Origin of the sequence: Erwinia sp. E_sp_B01_1, assembly GCF_036865545.1 — a bacterium.
Taxonomy (GTDB): Bacteria; Pseudomonadota; Gammaproteobacteria; order Enterobacterales; family Enterobacteriaceae; genus Erwinia.
Window position 1 is genome coordinate 2,806,863 of sequence record NZ_CP142208.1, and the last position, 17,839, is coordinate 2,824,701.

Sequence of the window (17,839 nt, forward strand, 5' to 3'; positions counted from 1 at the left end):
CCGGGTCTCAGCCACATGGACGTGGCTGCGAAGTCTCCAGGGAGGATTCACGACGTCCCGGATAACAGGCCCCCTGGTGACGCCTTGCCACCAGACCAGGTTGTGACCTTAAGCTTTGCCAGCACGCTCTCAGGTGGCACCTTATAACCAAACCCGGTGTTGACCTTAAGCAAGCAACGTTACTGGATTTCCATCGCTGATTTCAGGGTATAGAACAGGTCGGTCTGATCGGTCAGCCCTACTACGTTTGCAGCATGCGGGCCGTAGGCGGCAATACGCAGTTGCGTGCCCGTGTGTCCCTGAGAATCCTCTTCTGAGTTGCCGTAGCTGATGGTCATCAGGCCGCCCTCCCGGGTGTTCAGCGTCTGCGTCAGGCCCGGTGCTTTGCTGTCGTTGGCGATAATCTGGCTGGCGTGCGCATGATCCGCCGTCACTATGACCAGCGTGTTACCCTCTTTACGGGCAAACTCCAGCGCTTTCTGCACCGCTTCATCCAGGTCGACAGTTTCGCCAATCTGGCCGCAAGGGTTGGCAGCATGATCCTGCTTATCTATTGAGGCGCCTTCAACCTGCAGGAAGAAGCCGTTTTGATTTTTGCTGAGCAGATCGATCGCTTTTTCCGTCATCTGTGCCAGCGTTGGCGTGGAAGCCGGACGCTCAGCATTGACTTCACAGCTTACCGGCTTGCCCTCCAGGTTACCGTGATACGTTGCTTTCGGCCCTTTCCAGCGCACCGGCATATTCCCCTGGGCAAACAGCCCCAGCACCGGTTTGTCCTGGCTGGCTTCGGTAACAGCGTTCATGCCAGAGAGATCGGAAACCCACTGATAGCCACGCAGTTTTGCCTGCTCCTCAAGCGTTTTCCCCTGCCACTCGCCCGCTTTTGCGGTTTCGCTGAAGGTTTTGCCGCCGCCGCCAAGGGTCACGTCTGCACGCGCATTCAGCAATTGTTCTGCAATAGAACCTTTGCCTCCCTTCTCCAGCGCATTGGCCGCGCAAAGTTCGCTGGTTTTTTCCGGGCCATAACATTTACGTGAAGTGACATGGGCTATCTGCGCTGCCGGGGTGGCATCTTCGAGTTCGGCGGTGGAAACGTTGCCCGTGGCTTTGCCGGCAGCTTTAGCCATTTCCATGATGGAGGGGTGGTCCCTGCCGTTGACGTCCACACCAATGGCACCGTTATAGGATTTTACGCCGGTGCTCCATGCGGTGGCTGAGGCAGCAGAATCGGTGACGTAATCAGGCTTATGGGTTTTCTTGTCCAGCGCATAGTGGGTGTACTGGCCGGTCAGCGGTAATGCATCAATTCCTTTGAAGAATCCGCCTGCGCCTTCTGCGTAGTTACGCGCAGCGGTAATTTCGGAATCGCCCATGCCATCACCAATCAGCAAAATGACGTTCTTTGCTTTATTGCTGTTGAGGGAAGCTTTCAACGCCTCGGTCTGATCCCCGCTCAGGCGACGTGCGCCGCCAGGCTCAGTGATATCACCCTGTGCGGCGCGGCTGTAAGCTGCGATATCAGCCCAGGCTGTGGATGACATGACTGAGGCGATCAGAGAGAGGGTAAACAGACTTTTATATTTCATTAACTCGACACTCCATGCGTAAGTTTTGCTAAAGATTTCAGGAAGCTAGTTTGCGACACATCCATGACATTTTTGTGTAGCCCTGATGTCACTCTTATGACAACCTGCACTCTGGCTTAAGCGACTCTCTTTTTGGCCTTAAGCTGATAAGACAAAACGAAAATTTTGCTTGACCCATTCCCTCTGACTCCCTATAGTACCGCCCCGTCGCCCTACAGGGCGAAGCAGTAGAACAATACGGTGAGGTGTCCGAGTGGCTGAAGGAGCACGCCTGGAAAGTGTGTATACGGCAACGTATCGAGGGTTCGAACCCCTCTCTCACCGCCATATTTAAAGAGAAAGTCTGAGCGAAAGTTCAGACTTTTTTTTGCATGTACCCCAGGAGAGAGGGGTGAGAAGCCTCGACAGGGTTCGACAAAACGGCAGGATAGCCGTTTTGCACAGCTCTGCTGCCCAAAGGGCGAGGCACATGGACGTGCCTCGTGATCCCCCTCTCTCACCGCCATATTTAAAGAGAAAGTCTGAGCGAAAGTTCAGACTTTTTTTTTGCCCTCCTCCCTCTCAGATCAAAACTTTTGCCTTTCAATTACACTAAATTGGCCGCCTTTCCTTTCTGTATGGATTAAGCCAACCATGTTTAAGCTGCGTATTCTGATGCTGTTCACCCTGCTAACCCCCCTGACGGGCTGTATAAATATCGACAGCGCCATGATTCACCCGGAGGTTAAAGCCGCCACCTTCAAAGGGCGTCCCTACAGCGTCGAAAGCTGTCTGTATGAGGCTGCACGTCATCAGCATATGACGTTGGAAGAGGACGATCCCCTCCCCAATGGCATGAAACAATTCAACCTCTTCGATTCACGGCAAAGACGGATTGCTATGCTGGATGCCTCAAAATTCTCTGACCATCAAACCAGCGTGAATATCTACTATGTCCGTAACGATCCTGCGGTAGCTCAGAGGATTGATTCGTTAATCCGCTCCTGCAGATAATCACCCCGATCGCCGGAGAAGCGTTGTATGACATTAATGTGAAACCATCCCCGTGAAGGTTTGGTTTTTCAGCGCCTGGCAGGGGGAAAACTGCGGTACAACCAGATTGCAGGCATAAAAAAGCCCGGCGTTAACCGGGCTTTGTTGGCAACAGTCAGAACATTAGCTGTAGGCCATCAGCGTACGCTGGCAGAGCACCGAGCGGACGCAGTCTTCTTTACCGAAACGCACCACGCCAATCATCTCGTCATCCTCAAAGCGGGCTAACGCATCGCTGAGGCCTGACTGTACGTGCGACGGCAAATCACACTGGGTGATATCGCCATTGACGATCACGGTGACGTTTTCCCCGAGGCGGGTCAGGAACATCTTCATCTGGGCGGCGGTGACGTTTTGCGCCTCATCAAGGATCACCACGGCATTTTCAAAGGTTCGTCCACGCATATAGGCGAAGGGAGCAATCTCTACTTTGCCGATTTCGGGACGCAGACAGTACTGCATAAAGGAAGAACCGAGACGTTTAACCAGAACGTCGTAGACTGGCCGGAAGTAGGGTGCGAATTTCTCTGAGATATCTCCAGGGAGGAACCCCAGATCCTCATCCGCCTGTAACACCGGACGCGTCACTATAATCCTGTCCACATCCTTATGAATCAGGGCCTCAGCGGCTTTTGCTGCGCTGAGCCAGGTTTTACCGCAACCGGCTTCGCCCGTGGCAAAGACCAGTTGTTTGCTTTCTATGGCTTTAAGATAGTGCGCCTGAGCTTCATTCCGGGCTTCAATCGGTGAATGGTCGCGGGTATCACGCGCCATGCCAATTGAATCTAACCCACCCATCTGCACCAGCGAGGTGACCGATTCTTCTTCACGCTGACGATGACTGCGTGAATCGCTACGAAGCACGCGTTTTGCTTCACGACGAGCTTTGATCACTGCTTTCTGTCTTCCCATAGTGGCACCTTACAGTTGGTTTCATTTCCCGCATCCTGAGAGTCGATGCGATTACGTGAACGCTTTAGAGGTTTCGGTGGCTTCCTTTTAGCCTTATCTGGCCTTGTTGAGTAGCGCATAGCCTGCCATAAGCGCAGCCGTGCACCGGTTGAAAATATTTTTTCTTTGGCCGTGAGAATATAAAAGAGAGGAAGTTGTTGGGGAAGTATCGCCCTCGCACGAGGTAGCGAAACTTTTTTGGTCGTACTCATGTCCGTCACAGGACTTTACCATTCGCGATCTCCGTATTGAATCTGACAACTCATCTGACTACCGCTGTTAATAAAGTGCTACAGATCCCAGCTTCAAATCAACATCTATTTTACTTCTATCGTAACAATTTCTACGGAATTAGCTTTCAGCGCTGCTGCCGCTATTATTAATTATATTAAAAACAGAGGGTTGGGTTTTTCTTAGGGGGTTATCTGATTCATAAAAAATGATGAAAGGGGCACAAAAAGCCTGGAATGGGGAATTTGATTAAAAAACATCCACCCGCGTACGCGAGCGGTGTTTATAAAATTTACCGTGATCCTGCCTGAAGCTTTTAAAACATCTTCAGGCTTCCAGTAAAGACTGGCCAAGATAATGCTTATCATCCCTGACGCCCGGTAACACAAAGAAATAACCCCCGCCGATCGGTTTGATATATTCCTCCAGCGCTTCCCCGTTCAGCCTGTTTTGCACGCTGAGAAAACCCTTCTCCAAATCATGCTGATAACAGACAAAGAGGAGCCCCATCTCCAGCTGGCCAGCGTTAGAGACGCCTGCCGAGTAGCTGTAGCCACGACGAAGCATCAGATTGCTTTGCGTGGCGGGCGTGCGGGGGTTGGCCAGCCTGATATGCGCATCCAGAGGCGTGATGGTGCCCTCCGGATCGCTGGCGTAATCGGGCACGTCGTGCTCGTTCTCCATGCCCAGCGGCGCACCACTGTGCTTGACCCGGCCAAAGATCGTCTCCTGTTCACGTAAGGGAGTGCGATCCCAGAACTCAACATGGAACTGGATAATTCGGGCCGCCTGATAACTGCCGCCCACGGCCCAGGCCGGTTCGCCCTGCCCTGCGGTCACCCACAGAATCGAATCCATCAGCGGTTGATTAGTGGTATCCGGGTTACCCGTGCCATCTTTAAAGCCCAGCAGATTGATAGGCGTCTCTTTGCCCTTGCTGCGGGCAGCATGGTCAGAGATAAAACCTTCACGACGCCAGCGGACGCTGAGCAAATCAGGGGAATGCTTGATGATATCGCGCAGCGCGTGGATCACCGTGTCGTTGGTGTTGGCACAAATTTGCAGCAGTAAATCACCGTGACAGAGCCGGGCATCCAGTGAGTCATTAGGAAAACGCGTCATGGTCTGAAGCTTCAGCGGCTTCTGCGCCTCAAGGCCAAAGCGTTGATCAAACAGCGCGGTGCCAACGGATACGGTGATGGTGAGATTATCCGGATAGATCTCCTCGCCCAGAATGCCGGAATCCATCGGCGGTAAACGGGGATTAGCGATCGGCGGCGCTTTACCCCCTTTGGTCAGAAACTGGATCCGCTGATCCAGCAGCCTGAACAGGCGCTCCAGATCGGTTTTATCCGTTGCCAGCACATCAAAGGCCACGAGCATCATCGCGGCCTGTTGCGGGGTGGTGATGCCCGCCTGATGCAGGCCATGATAGGGCTGCGCTTCCTGGCGGGCCGTGGGGGATAACGCCCCCGGTGAGAAGGATTTATCATCCGGGGCGGCATGCACCGGGCAGCCACCGCCAACAGCGAGGGCACCGCTGAGGATGCCCATGCCTTTTAACAAACGACGACGCGAGGTCATAGCCGCGTCATCAACAGGTTGCCTTGCCATCTACAGTTAATCCAGTCCCAGCGTTCCGCGCAGTCTGGAAAGGTCTTCAGCCAGGGTGGTGATCGGGCCTTTCATCGCGTTACGGTCGGCATCAGTCAGCTTGTCGTAAGATTCGTAACCATCTTTGGTACGGTATTTAGAGAGAATGCTGTCCACTTTTTTGAAGTTAGCATCGATTTTCGCCAGTAATGGCGCATCGGCTTTCTGCAGCATCGGACGCAGCAGGGTAACAATTTTTTGCGCGCCGTCAACGTTAGCCTGGAAGTCCCACAGGTCAGTACGGCTGTAACGATCTTCTTCACCCGAGATTTTGCTGGAAGCCACTTCCTCGATCAGCCCGGCAGCCCCGCCTACTACTTTACCCGGCGGGAAGGCGAGTTCATCAATCCGCTTTTGCAGATCCAGCACATCGGTGTTGAGCTGCTCAGCATAACTCTCCATGCCTTTGGTGCTGTTGTCGCCCCACAGCGCTTTTTCCAGGCGGTGGAAGCCGGTGAATTTAGGATCTTCCGCTTTCTTCTCATAGTCATCTTCACGGGCATCAATGCTGCCATCGAGGTCGGAGAAGAGTTCCGCAATAGGTTCGATACGCTCGTAATGGCGGCGGGTAGGCGCATACAGGGCCTTGGCCTTTTCGATGTCACCGGCTTTGATCGCGTCGGTAAACGCTTTGGTACTGGCAACCAGGTCCACCACTTCCTGGGTCACGTAAGCTTTGTATTCGGTAATCGGACCGGCGAGCTGCATCACATCCGGCTTGCCATCAGAAGCGGCCTGAGTGCCTTTGACAATCAGCTTGCCTTTCGGGTTGCTCAACAGGCCACAGGTGAGGTCGTATTCACCGGGTTCAAGGTTAGCGGTGAGTTTCTGAGTAAAGCCTGGCGCGATATTTTCACGCTCTTCCACCACCATCACCCCTTTCAGGATCTCCCACTCCAGCCCTTTCTGGCTGTTGTTTTTGATAATGAACTGGGTTTTGCCCGCCTTAACGGTGACGCTCATCGGGTCACACTGTTTGTCATTCACGGTGATGTTCACCTGGGGAATATCAGCAGCCATTGCCGCAGCAGAACCGGTAAGCAGAGTCAGCAGCGCAGCATTCAGCGCCTGCCGGCGAAAACGAAGAGTCATAGTAAATCCCTGTGAAAAGTTAACGTGCCTGCAAGCCAGGCACGGACAAAGGCTTAACGCGTCGGGCGCAGTGCACCAGCCTGAGGACGCGCGGGCATAAAGAACAGCAGCAGTGCAGGAATCAGATAGATAAGCCAGACCGCCACTTCGCTGACGCTTGGCGCTTCCTGGTAACCCAGCATCCCTTCCAGCAGCGTGCCGGTTAGCGTGCTGGTGGAGAGCGTGTCACTCATATCAAAGGCCAGCGACTGGAAATGATTCCACAGCCCGGCTTCGTGGAAGGCGCGGATGGCACCTGCGGCCAGCCCGGCCGCGACAAACAGGATAAACAGGCCGGTCCATTTGAAGAAAACGGCCAGATTCAGGCGCACGCCGCCCCAGTAGATCAGCATGCCGAGCACCACCGCAGCGGCAAGGCCCAGGATTGCGCCAACCGGGGGAGCCAGCCCCACATCCTGCTGGAAAGCGGCCAGCAGAAAGAAGACCGATTCCAGGCCTTCACGGGCGACAGCCAGAAACACCATGATAATCAGTGCCCAGCCGCTGTTACTGCCCTTCTGCAGGGCGTGATCCACAGCATCTTCCAGCTGGGCTTTCACATTGCGGGAGACCTTGCGCATCCAGAACACCATATAAGTGAGGATGCAGACGGCAATCACCGCCACGATCCCTTCAAACAGCTCCTGCTCTTTCTGCGGGAACTCGCCAGTGGTTTCATTGATAAACCAGCCCACGCCCAGGCATAACGTAGCGGCGACAAACACCCCAACCCACATCGCACCAAACCACTCGCTGCGGTGGGTTCGCTTAAGATAACTGGCGATCAGACTGACTATCAGCGCGGCTTCCAGGCCCTCGCGTAACATAATTAGAAACGGGACAAACATGCCTGAGGCCTCAACGGTGAAATAATTTCATCTGTGGTAAAGAAACGTAAATCAAAACGATATCGATTATCATTATCGCCAGTAAAAATACAAGAGGCCGCTGAGGTATTTTCGCAAATTGCGAGCAGGGGCGCGGGCTGGAGCGTGGCAGGAAGGGGAAAGCGAAGCGGAACAAAATGACTGGAAATTAAGGGAGGCTTTGGCTGAGGTCGCCTGGAAATGGACGTCTGAACGACGCCCCTCCAGACGGCTTACGAACCTGAAGCGATGGGAGCCTGTGCCCTGAACAAAGCATCACGGGTCATGAACGGCCCGTGCTGAGCTGCCACGGAGGGCGCTTTTTGCGTCTTTGTGAGGGGCAGAGGCTCCCTGAGCCTGCACTTTGCTAATAATTCAGAGATTACACTGCGTTGTATTCCGCTTCTGCGGCATCAAAACGTTTGCGGGCTGCGGCTGAGGGTTCACGGCCCATCAGGCTGACAATCAGAATCGCCAGGCTGGCAAACAGGAAGCCCGGAATGATTTCGTACAGATCCAGCCAGCCATACTGTTTCCACACCAGCACGGTTACTGCACCGATAATCATACCGGCCAGCGCGCCGTTGCGGGTCATGCGTTTCCAGATCAGCGAGAACAGCACCACAGGCCCAAAAGCTGCCCCAAAGCCAGCCCAGGCGTAGCTCACCAGACCCAGCACGCGGTTTTCAGGGTTAGAGGCCAGGGCAATGGCGATCGCCGCCACCAGCAGCACCATCATGCGCCCCACCCACACCAGCTCACGCTGGGTAGCATTCTTACGCAGGAAGTTTTTATAGAGATCTTCCGTCAGCGCACTGGAGCAAACCAGCAGCTGGCAGCTCAGGGTGGACATCACCGCCGCCAGGATCGCTGAAAGCAGGATACCGGCAATCCACGGATTGAACAGAATACGGGCCAGCTCAATAAAGATGCGTTCGCCGTTTTCAGAGACGCCAGCAGCCTGGGCGACGTTGTTCTGGAAGTAAGCGATGCCGAAGAAGCCCACGGCCACCGCACCAGCCAGACACAGGATCATCCAGGTCATGCCGATACGACGAGCGGTGCGGATGGAGCGGTGAGAATCCGCCGCCATAAAGCGCGCGAGAATATGTGGCTGACCAAAGTAGCCCAGTCCCCAGCCCAGCAGCGAGATAATGGCGACAAAGTTCAGGTTTTTCAGCATATCGGTATTTTCAAAGCTTTTGGCCTGAATAACCTGCATCGCATCGCCCAGCCCGCCTACGGCAATGATAACCATCACCGGCGTCAGGATCAGGGCAAAGAACATCAGCGCAGCCTGAACGGTATCCGTCCAGCTCACGGCCAGGAAGCCCCCAACAAAGGTATAGACGATGGTTGCAGCAGCCCCAGCCCAGAGCGCCGTTTCATAGCTCATGCCGAAGGTGCTTTCGAACAGTCGCGCACCAGCCACGATGCCGGAAGCACAGTAGATAGTGAAGAAGATCAGAATAACCAGTGCAGAGATAACCCTTAACATTTTGCTGCTGTCTTCAAAACGGCTGGAGAAGAAATCAGGCAGCGTCAGCGCATTATCATGATGTTCAGTCTGTACACGCAGACGACCGGCCACAATCTTCCAGTTGAGGTACGCGCCGATAGTCAGGCCAATGGCGATCCAGCTCTCGGAAATACCGGAAAGGAAAATAGCCCCCGGCAGCCCCATCAGCAGCCAGCCGCTCATATCCGATGCCCCGGCTGAAAGCGCGGTAACCATGCTCCCCAGGCTGCGTCCGCCAAGAATATAGTCATCAAAGTTTTTTGTAGACCGGTACGCAATAAAACCTATCAGCACCATGCCGAGGATATACACGCTAAAGGTCACCATCATTGGTGTACTTACAGTCATTCACGTTCTCCTATTAATATTGATGCGCAACCGCCTGAAGCAGTAATGGTCACCACAGGAACGTTGTGGCGCCACCTCCCTGACCAGGGCGGGGTATCCTGCCGTAAACCGCTTTAACGCACAAACGATTTAACACAGCAGTTACAGCAATTTCACCATCTGTCACGGGTCATTGTCTGACAGGTTGCACTGGATCACATATTGTCCGGTTGCACCTGCAAGAAAACCCTTACAAAGCCAGGTTTTATCGCACTTTTGAATTCTGGCCGGATTCTTGCAGCAATATCCATGCCGCTTTTGAATAAGCGGGTTTAAACTCTGCAAAGGCTGTCACATTTAACATGGTTGCACAAAGTTGCAACTTAAGTGATATTGCTTGCCGACCACGTTATTTTTTATTTCAAGGAGTTTTCAGGCATGGGCACAACCACCATGGGCGTGAAGCTGGATGAAGCCACGCGCGAGCGTATCAAGCTTGCAGCCGGTCAGATTGACCGTACCCCACACTGGCTTATCAAGCAGGCCATTTTTACTTATCTTGAGCAGCTGGAACAAGGCGATGCCCTGCCCGAAATCCCTTCGCAGACGCTGACGCAGGAAGGTGAAGAGAGCGCACCAGAAGAGCAGCGTCAGCCGTTTTTACAGTTCGCCGAGCATATTTTGCCGCAGTCCGTGACCCGCGCGGCCATTACCGCCGCGTGGCGCAGGCCTGAAACCGAATCGGTCCCTGTATTGCTCGAGCAGGCACGGTTACCTGCGCCTCTGGCTCAGAAAACCTATCAGCTTGCCCACCAGCTCGCTGAGAAGCTTCGGCACCAAAAGGGGCAACCGGACGCGCCGGAATGGTGCAAAGCCTGCTTCAGGAGTTCTCGCTCTCCTCTCAGGAAGGCGTGGCGTTAATGTGTCTGGCTGAAGCGCTGCTGCGTATTCCTGACAAGCCAACCCGTGATGCGCTGATCCGCGATAAAATCAGCAACGGCAACTGGCATTCTCATCTGGGCCGCAGCCCTTCCCTGTTCGTCAATGCCGCCACCTGGGGTCTGCTGTTTACCGGCCGCCTGGTTTCCACCCACAACGAAGCCAACCTGTCGCGCTCGCTGAACCGCATTATCGGGAAAAGCGGCGAGCCGCTGATCCGCAAAGGTGTGGATATGGCGATGCGCCTGATGGGCGAACAGTTTGTCACCGGTGAAACCATCTCCGAAGCGCTGGCCAATGCCCGCAAGCTGGAAGATAAAGGGTTCCGGTACTCTTACGATATGCTGGGTGAAGCCGCGCTGACTGCCAGCGACGCCAAAGCCTATCTGCTCTCTTACCAGCAGGCGATCCATGCTATTGGTAAAGCATCCAATGGCCGGGGCATCTATGAAGGCCCCGGGATCTCGATCAAGCTTTCGGCATTGCATCCCCGCTACAGCCGGGCGCAGTACGATCGCGTGATGACCGAGCTTTACCCGATCCTGAAATCCCTGACTTTGCTCGCCCGCTCTTACGACATCGGTATCAACATTGATGCTGAAGAAGCTGACCGCCTGGAGCTGTCGCTGGATCTGCTGGAAAAACTCTGCTTTGAGCCCGAGCTGGAAGGCTGGAACGGCATCGGCTTTGTGATCCAGGCTTACCTCAAGCGCTGTCCGTTTGTGATTGACGCGCTGATTGATATGGCCCAGCGCAGCCGCCGTCGTCTGATGATCCGCCTGGTGAAAGGGGCTTACTGGGACAGCGAAATCAAGCGCGCCCAGATGGAGGGTCTGGAAGGCTATCCGGTTTATACCCGCAAGGTGTACACCGATATCTCTTATCTGGCCTGCGCCCGCAAACTGCTGGCGGCACCCAACCTGATCTATCCTCAGTTTGCCACCCACAACGCCCACACGCTGGCTGCCATCTACCAGATGGCCGGGAATAACTACTATCCGGGACAGTATGAGTTCCAGTGCCTGCATGGCATGGGTGAACCCCTGTACGACCAGGTGGTGGGTAAAGTGGCAGACGGCAAGCTAAATCGCCCCTGCCGTATCTATGCGCCGGTGGGCACCCATGAAACCCTGCTGGCTTATCTGGTGCGTCGCCTGCTGGAAAATGGCGCTAACACCTCCTTCGTTAACCGGATTGCCGATAACACGCTTCCCATTGACGATCTGGTGGCCGATCCGGTCACGGAAGTGGAAAAACTGGGCTGCACCGAAGGCGCGGTCGGCCTGCCTCATCCTAAAATTCCTCTGCCGCGTGACCTGTATGGCGCAAAACGCCAGAACTCTGCCGGTCTGGATATGGCTAACGAACACCGTCTGGCTTCCCTCTCCAGCGCGCTGCTCAACAGTGCCCTTCAGCCCTGGCAGGCAGGCCCGCTGATTGACGGTGAACTGGAAGCCGGTGAGGTTCAGCCAGTGATTAACCCCGCCGAGCCTGGCGATATTGTTGGTTATGTCCGTCATGCCAGCGAAAGCGAAGTTTCACTGGCGCTGGATGCGGCAGTGAATCAGGGCCCAATCTGGTTTGCCACCCCACCGGAAGAGCGCGCCGCCATTCTGGAGCGTGCAGCGATCCTGATGGAAGGCCAGATGCAGCGCCTGTTGGGTATTCTGGTGCGTGAAGCAGGTAAAACCTTCAGCAACGCCATTGCCGAAGTTCGCGAAGCCGTGGACTTCCTGCACTATTACGCCGGGCAGGTTCGCGATGACTTTGATAACGAAACCCACCGCCCGCTGGGGCCGGTAGTCTGCATCAGCCCGTGGAACTTCCCGCTGGCGATCTTCACCGGCCAGATTGCGGCCGCCCTGGCGGCAGGCAACAGCGTGCTGGCTAAACCGGCTGAGCAAACGCCGCTGATTGCAGCCGAGGCCGTTTCACTGCTTCACGCTGCTGGCGTGCCGGTTGGCGCGCTGCAATTGCTGCCGGGTCTGGGCGAAACGGTTGGCGCGCAGCTCACTGGCGATCCACGCGTCCGTGGTGTGATGTTTACAGGTTCAACGGCTGTTGCCACCCTGCTGCAACGTAACCTGGCGGGACGTCTGGATCCGCAGGGCCGCCCTACCCCGCTGATTGCTGAAACCGGTGGGATGAATGCGATGATCGTCGACTCCTCTGCCCTTACCGAACAGGTCGTGATCGACATTGTGGCTTCCGCCTTTGACAGTGCCGGACAGCGCTGTTCTGCGCTGCGTCTGCTTTGCGTGCAGGAAGACGTGGCTGACCACACGCTGAAAATGCTGCGCGGTGCGATGGCCGAGTGCCGGATGGGGAACCCGGAACGTCTCTCTACCGATATCGGCCCGGTGATTGATGCCGAAGCCAAAGAGAATATCGAGCGTCACATTCAGGCGATGCGCAGCAAAGGCATGACCGTTTACCAGGCGGCCTATGCCAGCCAGGAAGACAGTAGTGAGTGGCAGACCGGCACCTTTATCAAGCCAACGCTGATTGAACTGGGTAGCGTCAGCGACCTGGATAAAGAGATCTTTGGCCCGGTGCTGCACGTTGTCCGCTATTCCCGTAGCACCCTGCCGCAGGTTATTGAGCAGATTAATGCTTCCGGGTACGGGCTGACGCTGGGTGTGCATACCCGCATTGATGAGACGATCAATCAGGTCACTAACTCGGCGCGGGTCGGCAACCTCTACGTTAACCGCAATATGGTGGGTGCTGTCGTCGGCGTTCAGCCATTTGGCGGCGAAGGCTTGTCCGGTACAGGACCAAAAGCGGGTGGCCCTCTCTACCTCTACCGTTTACTTTCGCATCGTCCGGATAACGCTTTGCGCATTACCCTGGATCGTCAGGATGGCGAACGTCCTGTGGATGCTGCGCTGCGTCCAACCTTACTGGCCTCCCACCAGGCTCTGACCGAATGGGCAAAAGACAAACCGGAACTGGCTGCCTGCTGCGCACGCTTTGCGGAGCTGGGACAAGGTGGCACCGTGCGTCTGCTGCCAGGCCCGACGGGCGAACGTAATACCTTTGCATTGCTGCCCAGAGAGCGTGTGCTCTGCCTGGCGGACAACGAAGAGGATGCGCTGGTGCAGCTGGCGGCGGCTACGGCGGTTGGCAGCCGGGTGATCTGGGCTGAAGATGATCTCCATCGCGCCCTGCTGAAATCTCTGCCTGCTGAGGTGCAGAAGCGTATCGATTTGTCGGCTCAGCCACTGGCCGCAGGGGAAGAGTTTGATGCGGTGATCTACCACGGCGATGCCGACCAGCTCCGCACCCTGTGCGAGTCTGTGGCGTCACGCGAAGGCCCTATTGTTTCGGTGCAGGGTTTTGCCCGTGGCGAAACGAATCTGCTGCTGGAGCGTTTGCTGATTGAGCGCTCCCTCAGTGTTAACACCGCCGCTGCCGGGGGTAACGCCAGCCTGATGAGCATTGGCTGATTCGAATCTCACAACGTTAAACGGGGCGAATATTCGCCCCGTTTTTTTTTGGCTTACCGACTACAGATTCAGCTTCATCCGCAGCAGTTTTGGGTAGATAAACAGATTTTTGCCAATTCCCCGGTTCAGCAGCGTCCAGATCCCCACCGAGCAACCGGCGCACAGCACCACCATCGCAATCGGGAAGCCCACGGCCCACGCCATAGAGAATGCTTTGCTGGCGAACAGATGATGATTGACGGCATACAGGATCGCTGACATGCCAAAGAACTCAATGAAGATACGGTGCAGGACATAGATTTGCAGCGTATTTTTTCCGATCCAGTTTAACCAGCTCATGCTGAAGAAATGGTTGAGCAGGCGACAGGCGGCGATACAGAACAGGATAGCCATCACGCACAGGAAGATGCTTTTCGGCAGGCCGATCAGCGCATGGACTGCCGCCAGTGCGGTGATGGTGGTCCAGGGCAGGAGGTTACTCTGGTGCCACTCACTCCAGCGCATCATGGTGCGGCTGTAAAATGCCCCAAACAGGAAGAAGATAAAGTACTGCGACAGGCTTTCCGGCCCCCAGCCGGGGATAGCTTTAACGATAGCCGCATAGTTCAGCGCCGCCGCCACCAGCATCATCAGCACTTTCTGCCGCCGGAACAGCTTGGCAAACAGGAAGAACAGACCCAGCGCGTACAAATACCAGGAGGAGCTCATCGCCAGAAGCATCAGCTTAAGGAACTCCCACGGGGTGGAGGCCCAGGCCGCGTTGACGTTATCCGAGAGATGATCGCCCATGATTTCGCCAGAGACGCCGTTGATCATCAGCCACTGTATCAGTCCCCACAGGAAGTAGAGGTAGAACAGATTGGTGACGCGGCTGGTGAAAACCTGTTTCCAGGGGCGATTGATAATAGCATTGGCCGCCAGCAGGCCGGAGACAAAGAAAAAGGCGGGCATTCGGAGCGGGGAGAGATAATTATTAAAAGCAACCCATAATTTTGCCGGTAAAAATCCGGCGGTCAGATGCGTCACCATTTCAGCATAACCTGGCAGTACAACGTGATATAAAACCACTAACAATATACAACCGCCTTTGAGGCTGTTAACCCAGGCGATATCTTTCTTGTGAGTATTATTCATTATATTACTCCAGCTGTTATCGTCATATTTATACAAGCGTGGCAGCAACTTTTCCTGGTGCTGGGTGTTATTTTATTATTCTCTGGTACAGATGTTTCAGTGGTTCATAAACACTCAGGGCCGATATTATCGGCCCCGCGTGGAGACTGTCAGTGGCTGCTGTTTCGGTCTGGCTCAGTTCGCTTTTTCACTATCCGTTATGGATTGAGGAAAAGCGATCCGCCAGAAACCCTGACAGGCAGTGGCCCGGCCAGCAACGGCATGACAGTAAAGCTACTGACGACTACCACCGGAAGCGCCAGCGTCTAAATCTTTAAAAAATATCATTTAAAATAAATTAACGTAAGGAAGAGTCAATTATTGTAATAATCACGCAATATATCCCCCCGAAACTCAAATTACGCTTCAATGTATTTATCTCCTGTACTTCCAGTTTCACACAAGAGAGAAACTTATAAAACTTAATTACTAAAAAACTTAACGGATTATTTACTTAAGTCCAATAAAAGACCATGAGGTTACTCCTAATTGGCCCTTTAAGTCCGGGTACTCTCAGAGGAATTTATCGCGCAGGGGGGATTATCAGGCAGTATTTCCGCAGCGCGCCCTGGATAATTAAGATTATCCTTAGCGTTATTTAATGGAATATGGTGCTGAGGAAAACTCGCCGGTATTACCGGCGAGCAGGCGCTACTGGGTAAGGAATTTTTCCAGAAACTGGCGGGTGCGGGGGTGTTGAGGATTGGTAAAGAGCGCTTTAGCATCGCCCTGTTCTACGATACGTCCCTGATCCATAAATATCGCCCTGTCGGCCACATCGCGGGCAAAGCTCATCTCATGGGTGACAATCACCAGCGTGCGTCTCTCTTCTGCCAGCGCGCGAATGGTGTTCAGCACCTCTCCCACCAGCTCAGGATCCAGCGCTGAAGTCGGTTCATCAAAGAGGATCACTTCAGGGCGCATCGCCAGCGCACGGGCAATGGCTACCCGCTGCTGCTGCCCACCGGACAGTTTGCGTGGGTAACTCTTCTCCTTGCCCTGCAGGCCCACCTTCTCCAGCAGCTCGCGGGCACGGGCAGTTGCTTCTGCCACAGGCTCGCGTTTCACGATGGTCGGTCCTTCAATGATGTTTTCCATCACTGACCGGTGGGGAAAGAGGTTGAAGCTCTGAAAGACAAATCCCACCTGCTGACGCAGTTGCCGCACCTGCTCTTTCTGCCTGTTCATGCCCAGTGAAGCATCTATTTTGATGTGACCGACCTGAATAGTGCCGCTGTCCGGCACTTCAAGCAGATTGATGCTGCGCAGTAATGTGGTTTTCCCGGAGCCGCTGGGGCCGATAATCGCCACAACCTCACCCGGTTTCACCTCCAGATCGATGCCGTGCAGCACCGTCTGCCCGTTGAATTTTTTTACCAGCTTACTGACTTCGATAGCGCTCATTTGCCCTCCCCGTAATGTTTCATCCGCTGACAGATGGCTGAAGCCGCACGCATGTTCACTCCCGATCCTGGCGGTTAACATGGGCTTCCAGCTTGCTTTGCAGAATGGACAACAGCGTTGCCATCACCCAGTAGATCAGCGAGGCTGCCAGATACATGGTAAACACTTCCAGCGTCCGTGAGGTGATCAGCTGCGCCTGACGGAACAACTCCGGCACCTGAATGGTGGCGGCCAGCGAGGTATCTTTTACAAGGCTGATAAAGCTGTTACCCAGAGGAGGCAGTGCCGTGCGGGCCGCCTGCGGTAAAACCACCCTGCGCATGGTCTGCCAGCGCGTCATGCCGATACTGGCGGCGGCTTCCCACTGTCCGCGCTCAATCGCCGCAATCGCACCGCGCAGCGATTCCGAAGCATAAGCGGCGGTGTTAAGTGACAAACCGATCATTGCTGAAGGAATGGGGTCAAGCTCTATACCGAACTGTGGCAGGCCATAATAAATCATGAAGAGCTGGGCGATCAGCGGCGTGCCGCGAAAGACCGACACATAGAAGCGGGAGAGCCAGGCAACCGGCCAGAAGTGGGAAAGCCGCATCATCGCCAGGATAAAGCCCAGCAGCAGGCCAAAGAACATGCCCCCGATACTGAGCTGTAAGGTGAAGACCGCGCCTTTCAATAAAAAAGGTGCTGAATCCAGCACCAGTTGAATACTTTCCTGCATTATTTAGTTACGTCCGCGCCGAACCATTTTTCAGAAAGCTTAGCCATAGTGCCGTCCTTCTGCATCTCCGCAATGGCTTTATCGATCGCATCCAGCAACTGTGTATTGCCTTTACGCAGCGCCACGCCAGACTCCTGACGGGAGAAGGCAGGACCAGCGGCCGCCAGCGTGTTGCCGGTTTTCTTCACCAAATCCAGCGCTGCCAGGCGATCCACCAGGATGGCATTGATACGACCCACGCGCAGATCCTGATATTTAGTCGGGTCATCATCATAGGTACGGATATCCACACCCTTGACGTTTTCACGCAGCCACTGCTCGTAGTTGGAGCCAAGGCCAACGCCGACTTTTTTACCGCTGAGGTCCTCAGGTTTGGTAATGCTGGCCGCGTTCTCTTTTTTGGTCAGCGCCTGAATACCGGAAATGGTGTAAGGCGTGGAAAAATCATATTTTTTCTTACGCTCGTCGGAGATGGTCACCTGATTGATCACCACATCGATGCGTTTAGAGTCCAGCGAGGCCAGCATCCCGTCCCATTTGGTCGGTTTGAGGCTGGCCTTTACGCCCAGGTGCTGTGCCAGCGCTTCGGCAAAGTCGACTTCAAAACCGGCCAGCTTGCCGTTTTCATCCTGAAAACTGAACGGAGGATAGGTTCCTTCCAGCCCCACCAGCAGTGAGCCACGCTCTTTGACTTTGCTGAGAAGATTCTCTTCAGCGGCCAGGGCATTCATGGAGAAACCGGCAACCAACGCCAGTGAGATCGCCCCCGCAACCAGACGACGACGGACCAGAGAGAAATTCATCATAAACACGCCCTTATAAGTTATTAGTTCCGTGCTGAAATATATTCGAGTGGCGCT

General features: G+C 54.7%; 12 protein-coding genes, 1 tRNA gene and 1 pseudogene. 4 read left to right on the forward strand and 10 right to left on the reverse strand.

Translation table 11 applies throughout. From position 1 onward, the window contains the following. Positions 1 to 179: 179 nt before the first annotated feature. Positions 180 to 1,586: an alkaline phosphatase gene (gene phoA / locus VRC33_RS13265; RefSeq protein ID WP_338556570.1), complete on the reverse strand. Its 1,407-nt coding sequence runs from the start codon at positions 1,584 to 1,586 to the stop codon at positions 180 to 182. Between the two features lie 239 nt (positions 1,587 to 1,825). Here phoA and VRC33_RS13270 point away from each other — a divergent pair. Beyond that, positions 1,826 to 1,913 (forward strand) — tRNA-Ser (locus VRC33_RS13270). A 306-nt stretch (positions 1,914 to 2,219) separates the two neighbouring features. Beyond that, entirely contained in the window at positions 2,220 to 2,579 is a 360-nt protein-coding gene (locus VRC33_RS13275) for a hypothetical protein (RefSeq protein WP_338556572.1), read from the forward strand. Positions 2,580 to 2,741: 162 nt separating this feature from the next. Here VRC33_RS13275 and phoH read toward each other — a convergent pair whose 3' ends face one another. From phoH to putP, 5 genes are all read right to left on the reverse strand, one after another. Beyond that, entirely contained in the window at positions 2,742 to 3,530 is a 789-nt protein-coding gene (gene phoH, locus VRC33_RS13280) for a phosphate starvation-inducible protein PhoH (protein WP_338556574.1), read from the reverse strand. A gap of 597 nt (positions 3,531 to 4,127) precedes the next feature. Next, positions 4,128 to 5,414: an iron uptake transporter deferrochelatase/peroxidase subunit gene (gene efeB / locus VRC33_RS13285; RefSeq protein WP_338556576.1), complete on the reverse strand. Its 1,287-nt coding sequence runs from the start codon at positions 5,412 to 5,414 to the stop codon at positions 4,128 to 4,130. A gap of 6 nt (positions 5,415 to 5,420) precedes the next feature. Beyond that, on the reverse strand, positions 5,421 to 6,545 hold the full coding sequence (efeO, locus tag VRC33_RS13290) for an iron uptake system protein EfeO (protein WP_338556578.1): 1,125 nt from the start codon (positions 6,543 to 6,545) through the stop codon (positions 5,421 to 5,423). A gap of 53 nt (positions 6,546 to 6,598) precedes the next feature. After that, on the reverse strand, positions 6,599 to 7,432 hold the full coding sequence (efeU, locus tag VRC33_RS13295; protein ID WP_338556580.1) for an iron uptake transporter permease EfeU: 834 nt from the start codon (positions 7,430 to 7,432) through the stop codon (positions 6,599 to 6,601). 400 nt (positions 7,433 to 7,832) lie between these two features. Continuing rightward, entirely contained in the window at positions 7,833 to 9,317 is a 1,485-nt protein-coding gene (gene putP / locus VRC33_RS13300; RefSeq protein ID WP_338556582.1) for a sodium/proline symporter PutP, read from the reverse strand. Between the two features lie 417 nt (positions 9,318 to 9,734). Between putP and putA the strand changes: the two are divergent. After that, positions 9,735 to 13,684: pseudogene (gene putA / locus VRC33_RS13305) on the forward strand (trifunctional transcriptional regulator/proline dehydrogenase/L-glutamate gamma-semialdehyde dehydrogenase). A 60-nt stretch (positions 13,685 to 13,744) separates the two neighbouring features. Here the strand turns inward: putA and VRC33_RS13310 are convergent. Beyond that, complete coding sequence (locus VRC33_RS13310) at positions 13,745 to 14,818, reverse strand: acyltransferase family protein (protein WP_338556583.1); 1,074 nt, start codon at positions 14,816 to 14,818, stop codon at positions 13,745 to 13,747. Between VRC33_RS13310 and VRC33_RS13315 the strand changes: the two genes are divergently transcribed. After that, positions 14,804 to 15,127 carry a hypothetical protein gene (locus VRC33_RS13315; RefSeq protein ID WP_338556585.1) on the forward strand — a complete coding sequence of 108 codons (324 nt, stop codon included), beginning with the start codon at positions 14,804 to 14,806 and terminating at the stop codon, positions 15,125 to 15,127. The two genes, VRC33_RS13310 and VRC33_RS13315, sit on opposite strands and share 15 nt — an antisense overlap. Positions 15,128 to 15,508: 381 nt before the next feature. On the opposite strand, the gene tcyN is transcribed toward VRC33_RS13315, so the two are convergent. From tcyN to tcyJ, 3 genes are read right to left on the reverse strand one after another with little or no spacing between them, the layout of a single operon-like run. After that, positions 15,509 to 16,261, reverse strand: a complete 753-nt coding sequence (gene tcyN, locus VRC33_RS13320) for an L-cystine ABC transporter ATP-binding protein TcyN (RefSeq protein WP_338556587.1) — start codon at positions 16,259 to 16,261, stop codon at positions 15,509 to 15,511. A gap of 55 nt (positions 16,262 to 16,316) precedes the next feature. Further along, on the reverse strand, positions 16,317 to 16,979 hold the full coding sequence (gene tcyL / locus VRC33_RS13325; protein WP_338556589.1) for a cystine ABC transporter permease: 663 nt from the start codon (positions 16,977 to 16,979) through the stop codon (positions 16,317 to 16,319). Further along, positions 16,979 to 17,782 carry a cystine ABC transporter substrate-binding protein gene (gene tcyJ / locus VRC33_RS13330; protein ID WP_338564298.1) on the reverse strand — a complete coding sequence of 268 codons (804 nt, stop codon included), beginning with the start codon at positions 17,780 to 17,782 and terminating at the stop codon, positions 16,979 to 16,981. The genes tcyL and tcyJ overlap by 1 nt, the downstream gene beginning before the upstream one ends. Positions 17,783 to 17,839 lie beyond the last annotated feature (57 nt).

What these genes read in the sequence shown, in the direction of transcription:
- phoA (WP_338556570.1), bottom strand. Translation starts at nt 1,586, where the DNA reads ATGAAATATAAAAGTCTGTTTACCCTCTCTCTGATCGCCTCAGTCATG.
- VRC33_RS13275 (WP_338556572.1), top strand. Translation starts at nt 2,220, where the DNA reads ATGTTTAAGCTGCGTATTCTGATGCTGTTCACCCTGCTAACCCCCCTG.
- phoH (WP_338556574.1), bottom strand. Translation starts at nt 3,530, where the DNA reads ATGGGAAGACAGAAAGCAGTGATCAAAGCTCGTCGTGAAGCAAAACGC.
- efeB (WP_338556576.1), bottom strand. Translation starts at nt 5,414, where the DNA reads ATGGCAAGGCAACCTGTTGATGACGCGGCTATGACCTCGCGTCGTCGT.
- efeO (WP_338556578.1), bottom strand. Translation starts at nt 6,545, where the DNA reads ATGACTCTTCGTTTTCGCCGGCAGGCGCTGAATGCTGCGCTGCTGACT.
- efeU (WP_338556580.1), bottom strand. Translation starts at nt 7,432, where the DNA reads ATGTTTGTCCCGTTTCTAATTATGTTACGCGAGGGCCTGGAAGCCGCG.
- putP (WP_338556582.1), bottom strand. Translation starts at nt 9,317, where the DNA reads ATGACTGTAAGTACACCAATGATGGTGACCTTTAGCGTGTATATCCTC.
- VRC33_RS13310 (WP_338556583.1), bottom strand. Translation starts at nt 14,818, where the DNA reads ATGAATAATACTCACAAGAAAGATATCGCCTGGGTTAACAGCCTCAAA.
- tcyN (WP_338556587.1), bottom strand. Translation starts at nt 16,261, where the DNA reads ATGAGCGCTATCGAAGTCAGTAAGCTGGTAAAAAAATTCAACGGGCAG.
- tcyL (WP_338556589.1), bottom strand. Translation starts at nt 16,979, where the DNA reads ATGCAGGAAAGTATTCAACTGGTGCTGGATTCAGCACCTTTTTTATTG.
- tcyJ (WP_338564298.1), bottom strand. Translation starts at nt 17,782, where the DNA reads ATGAATTTCTCTCTGGTCCGTCGTCGTCTGGTTGCGGGGGCGATCTCA.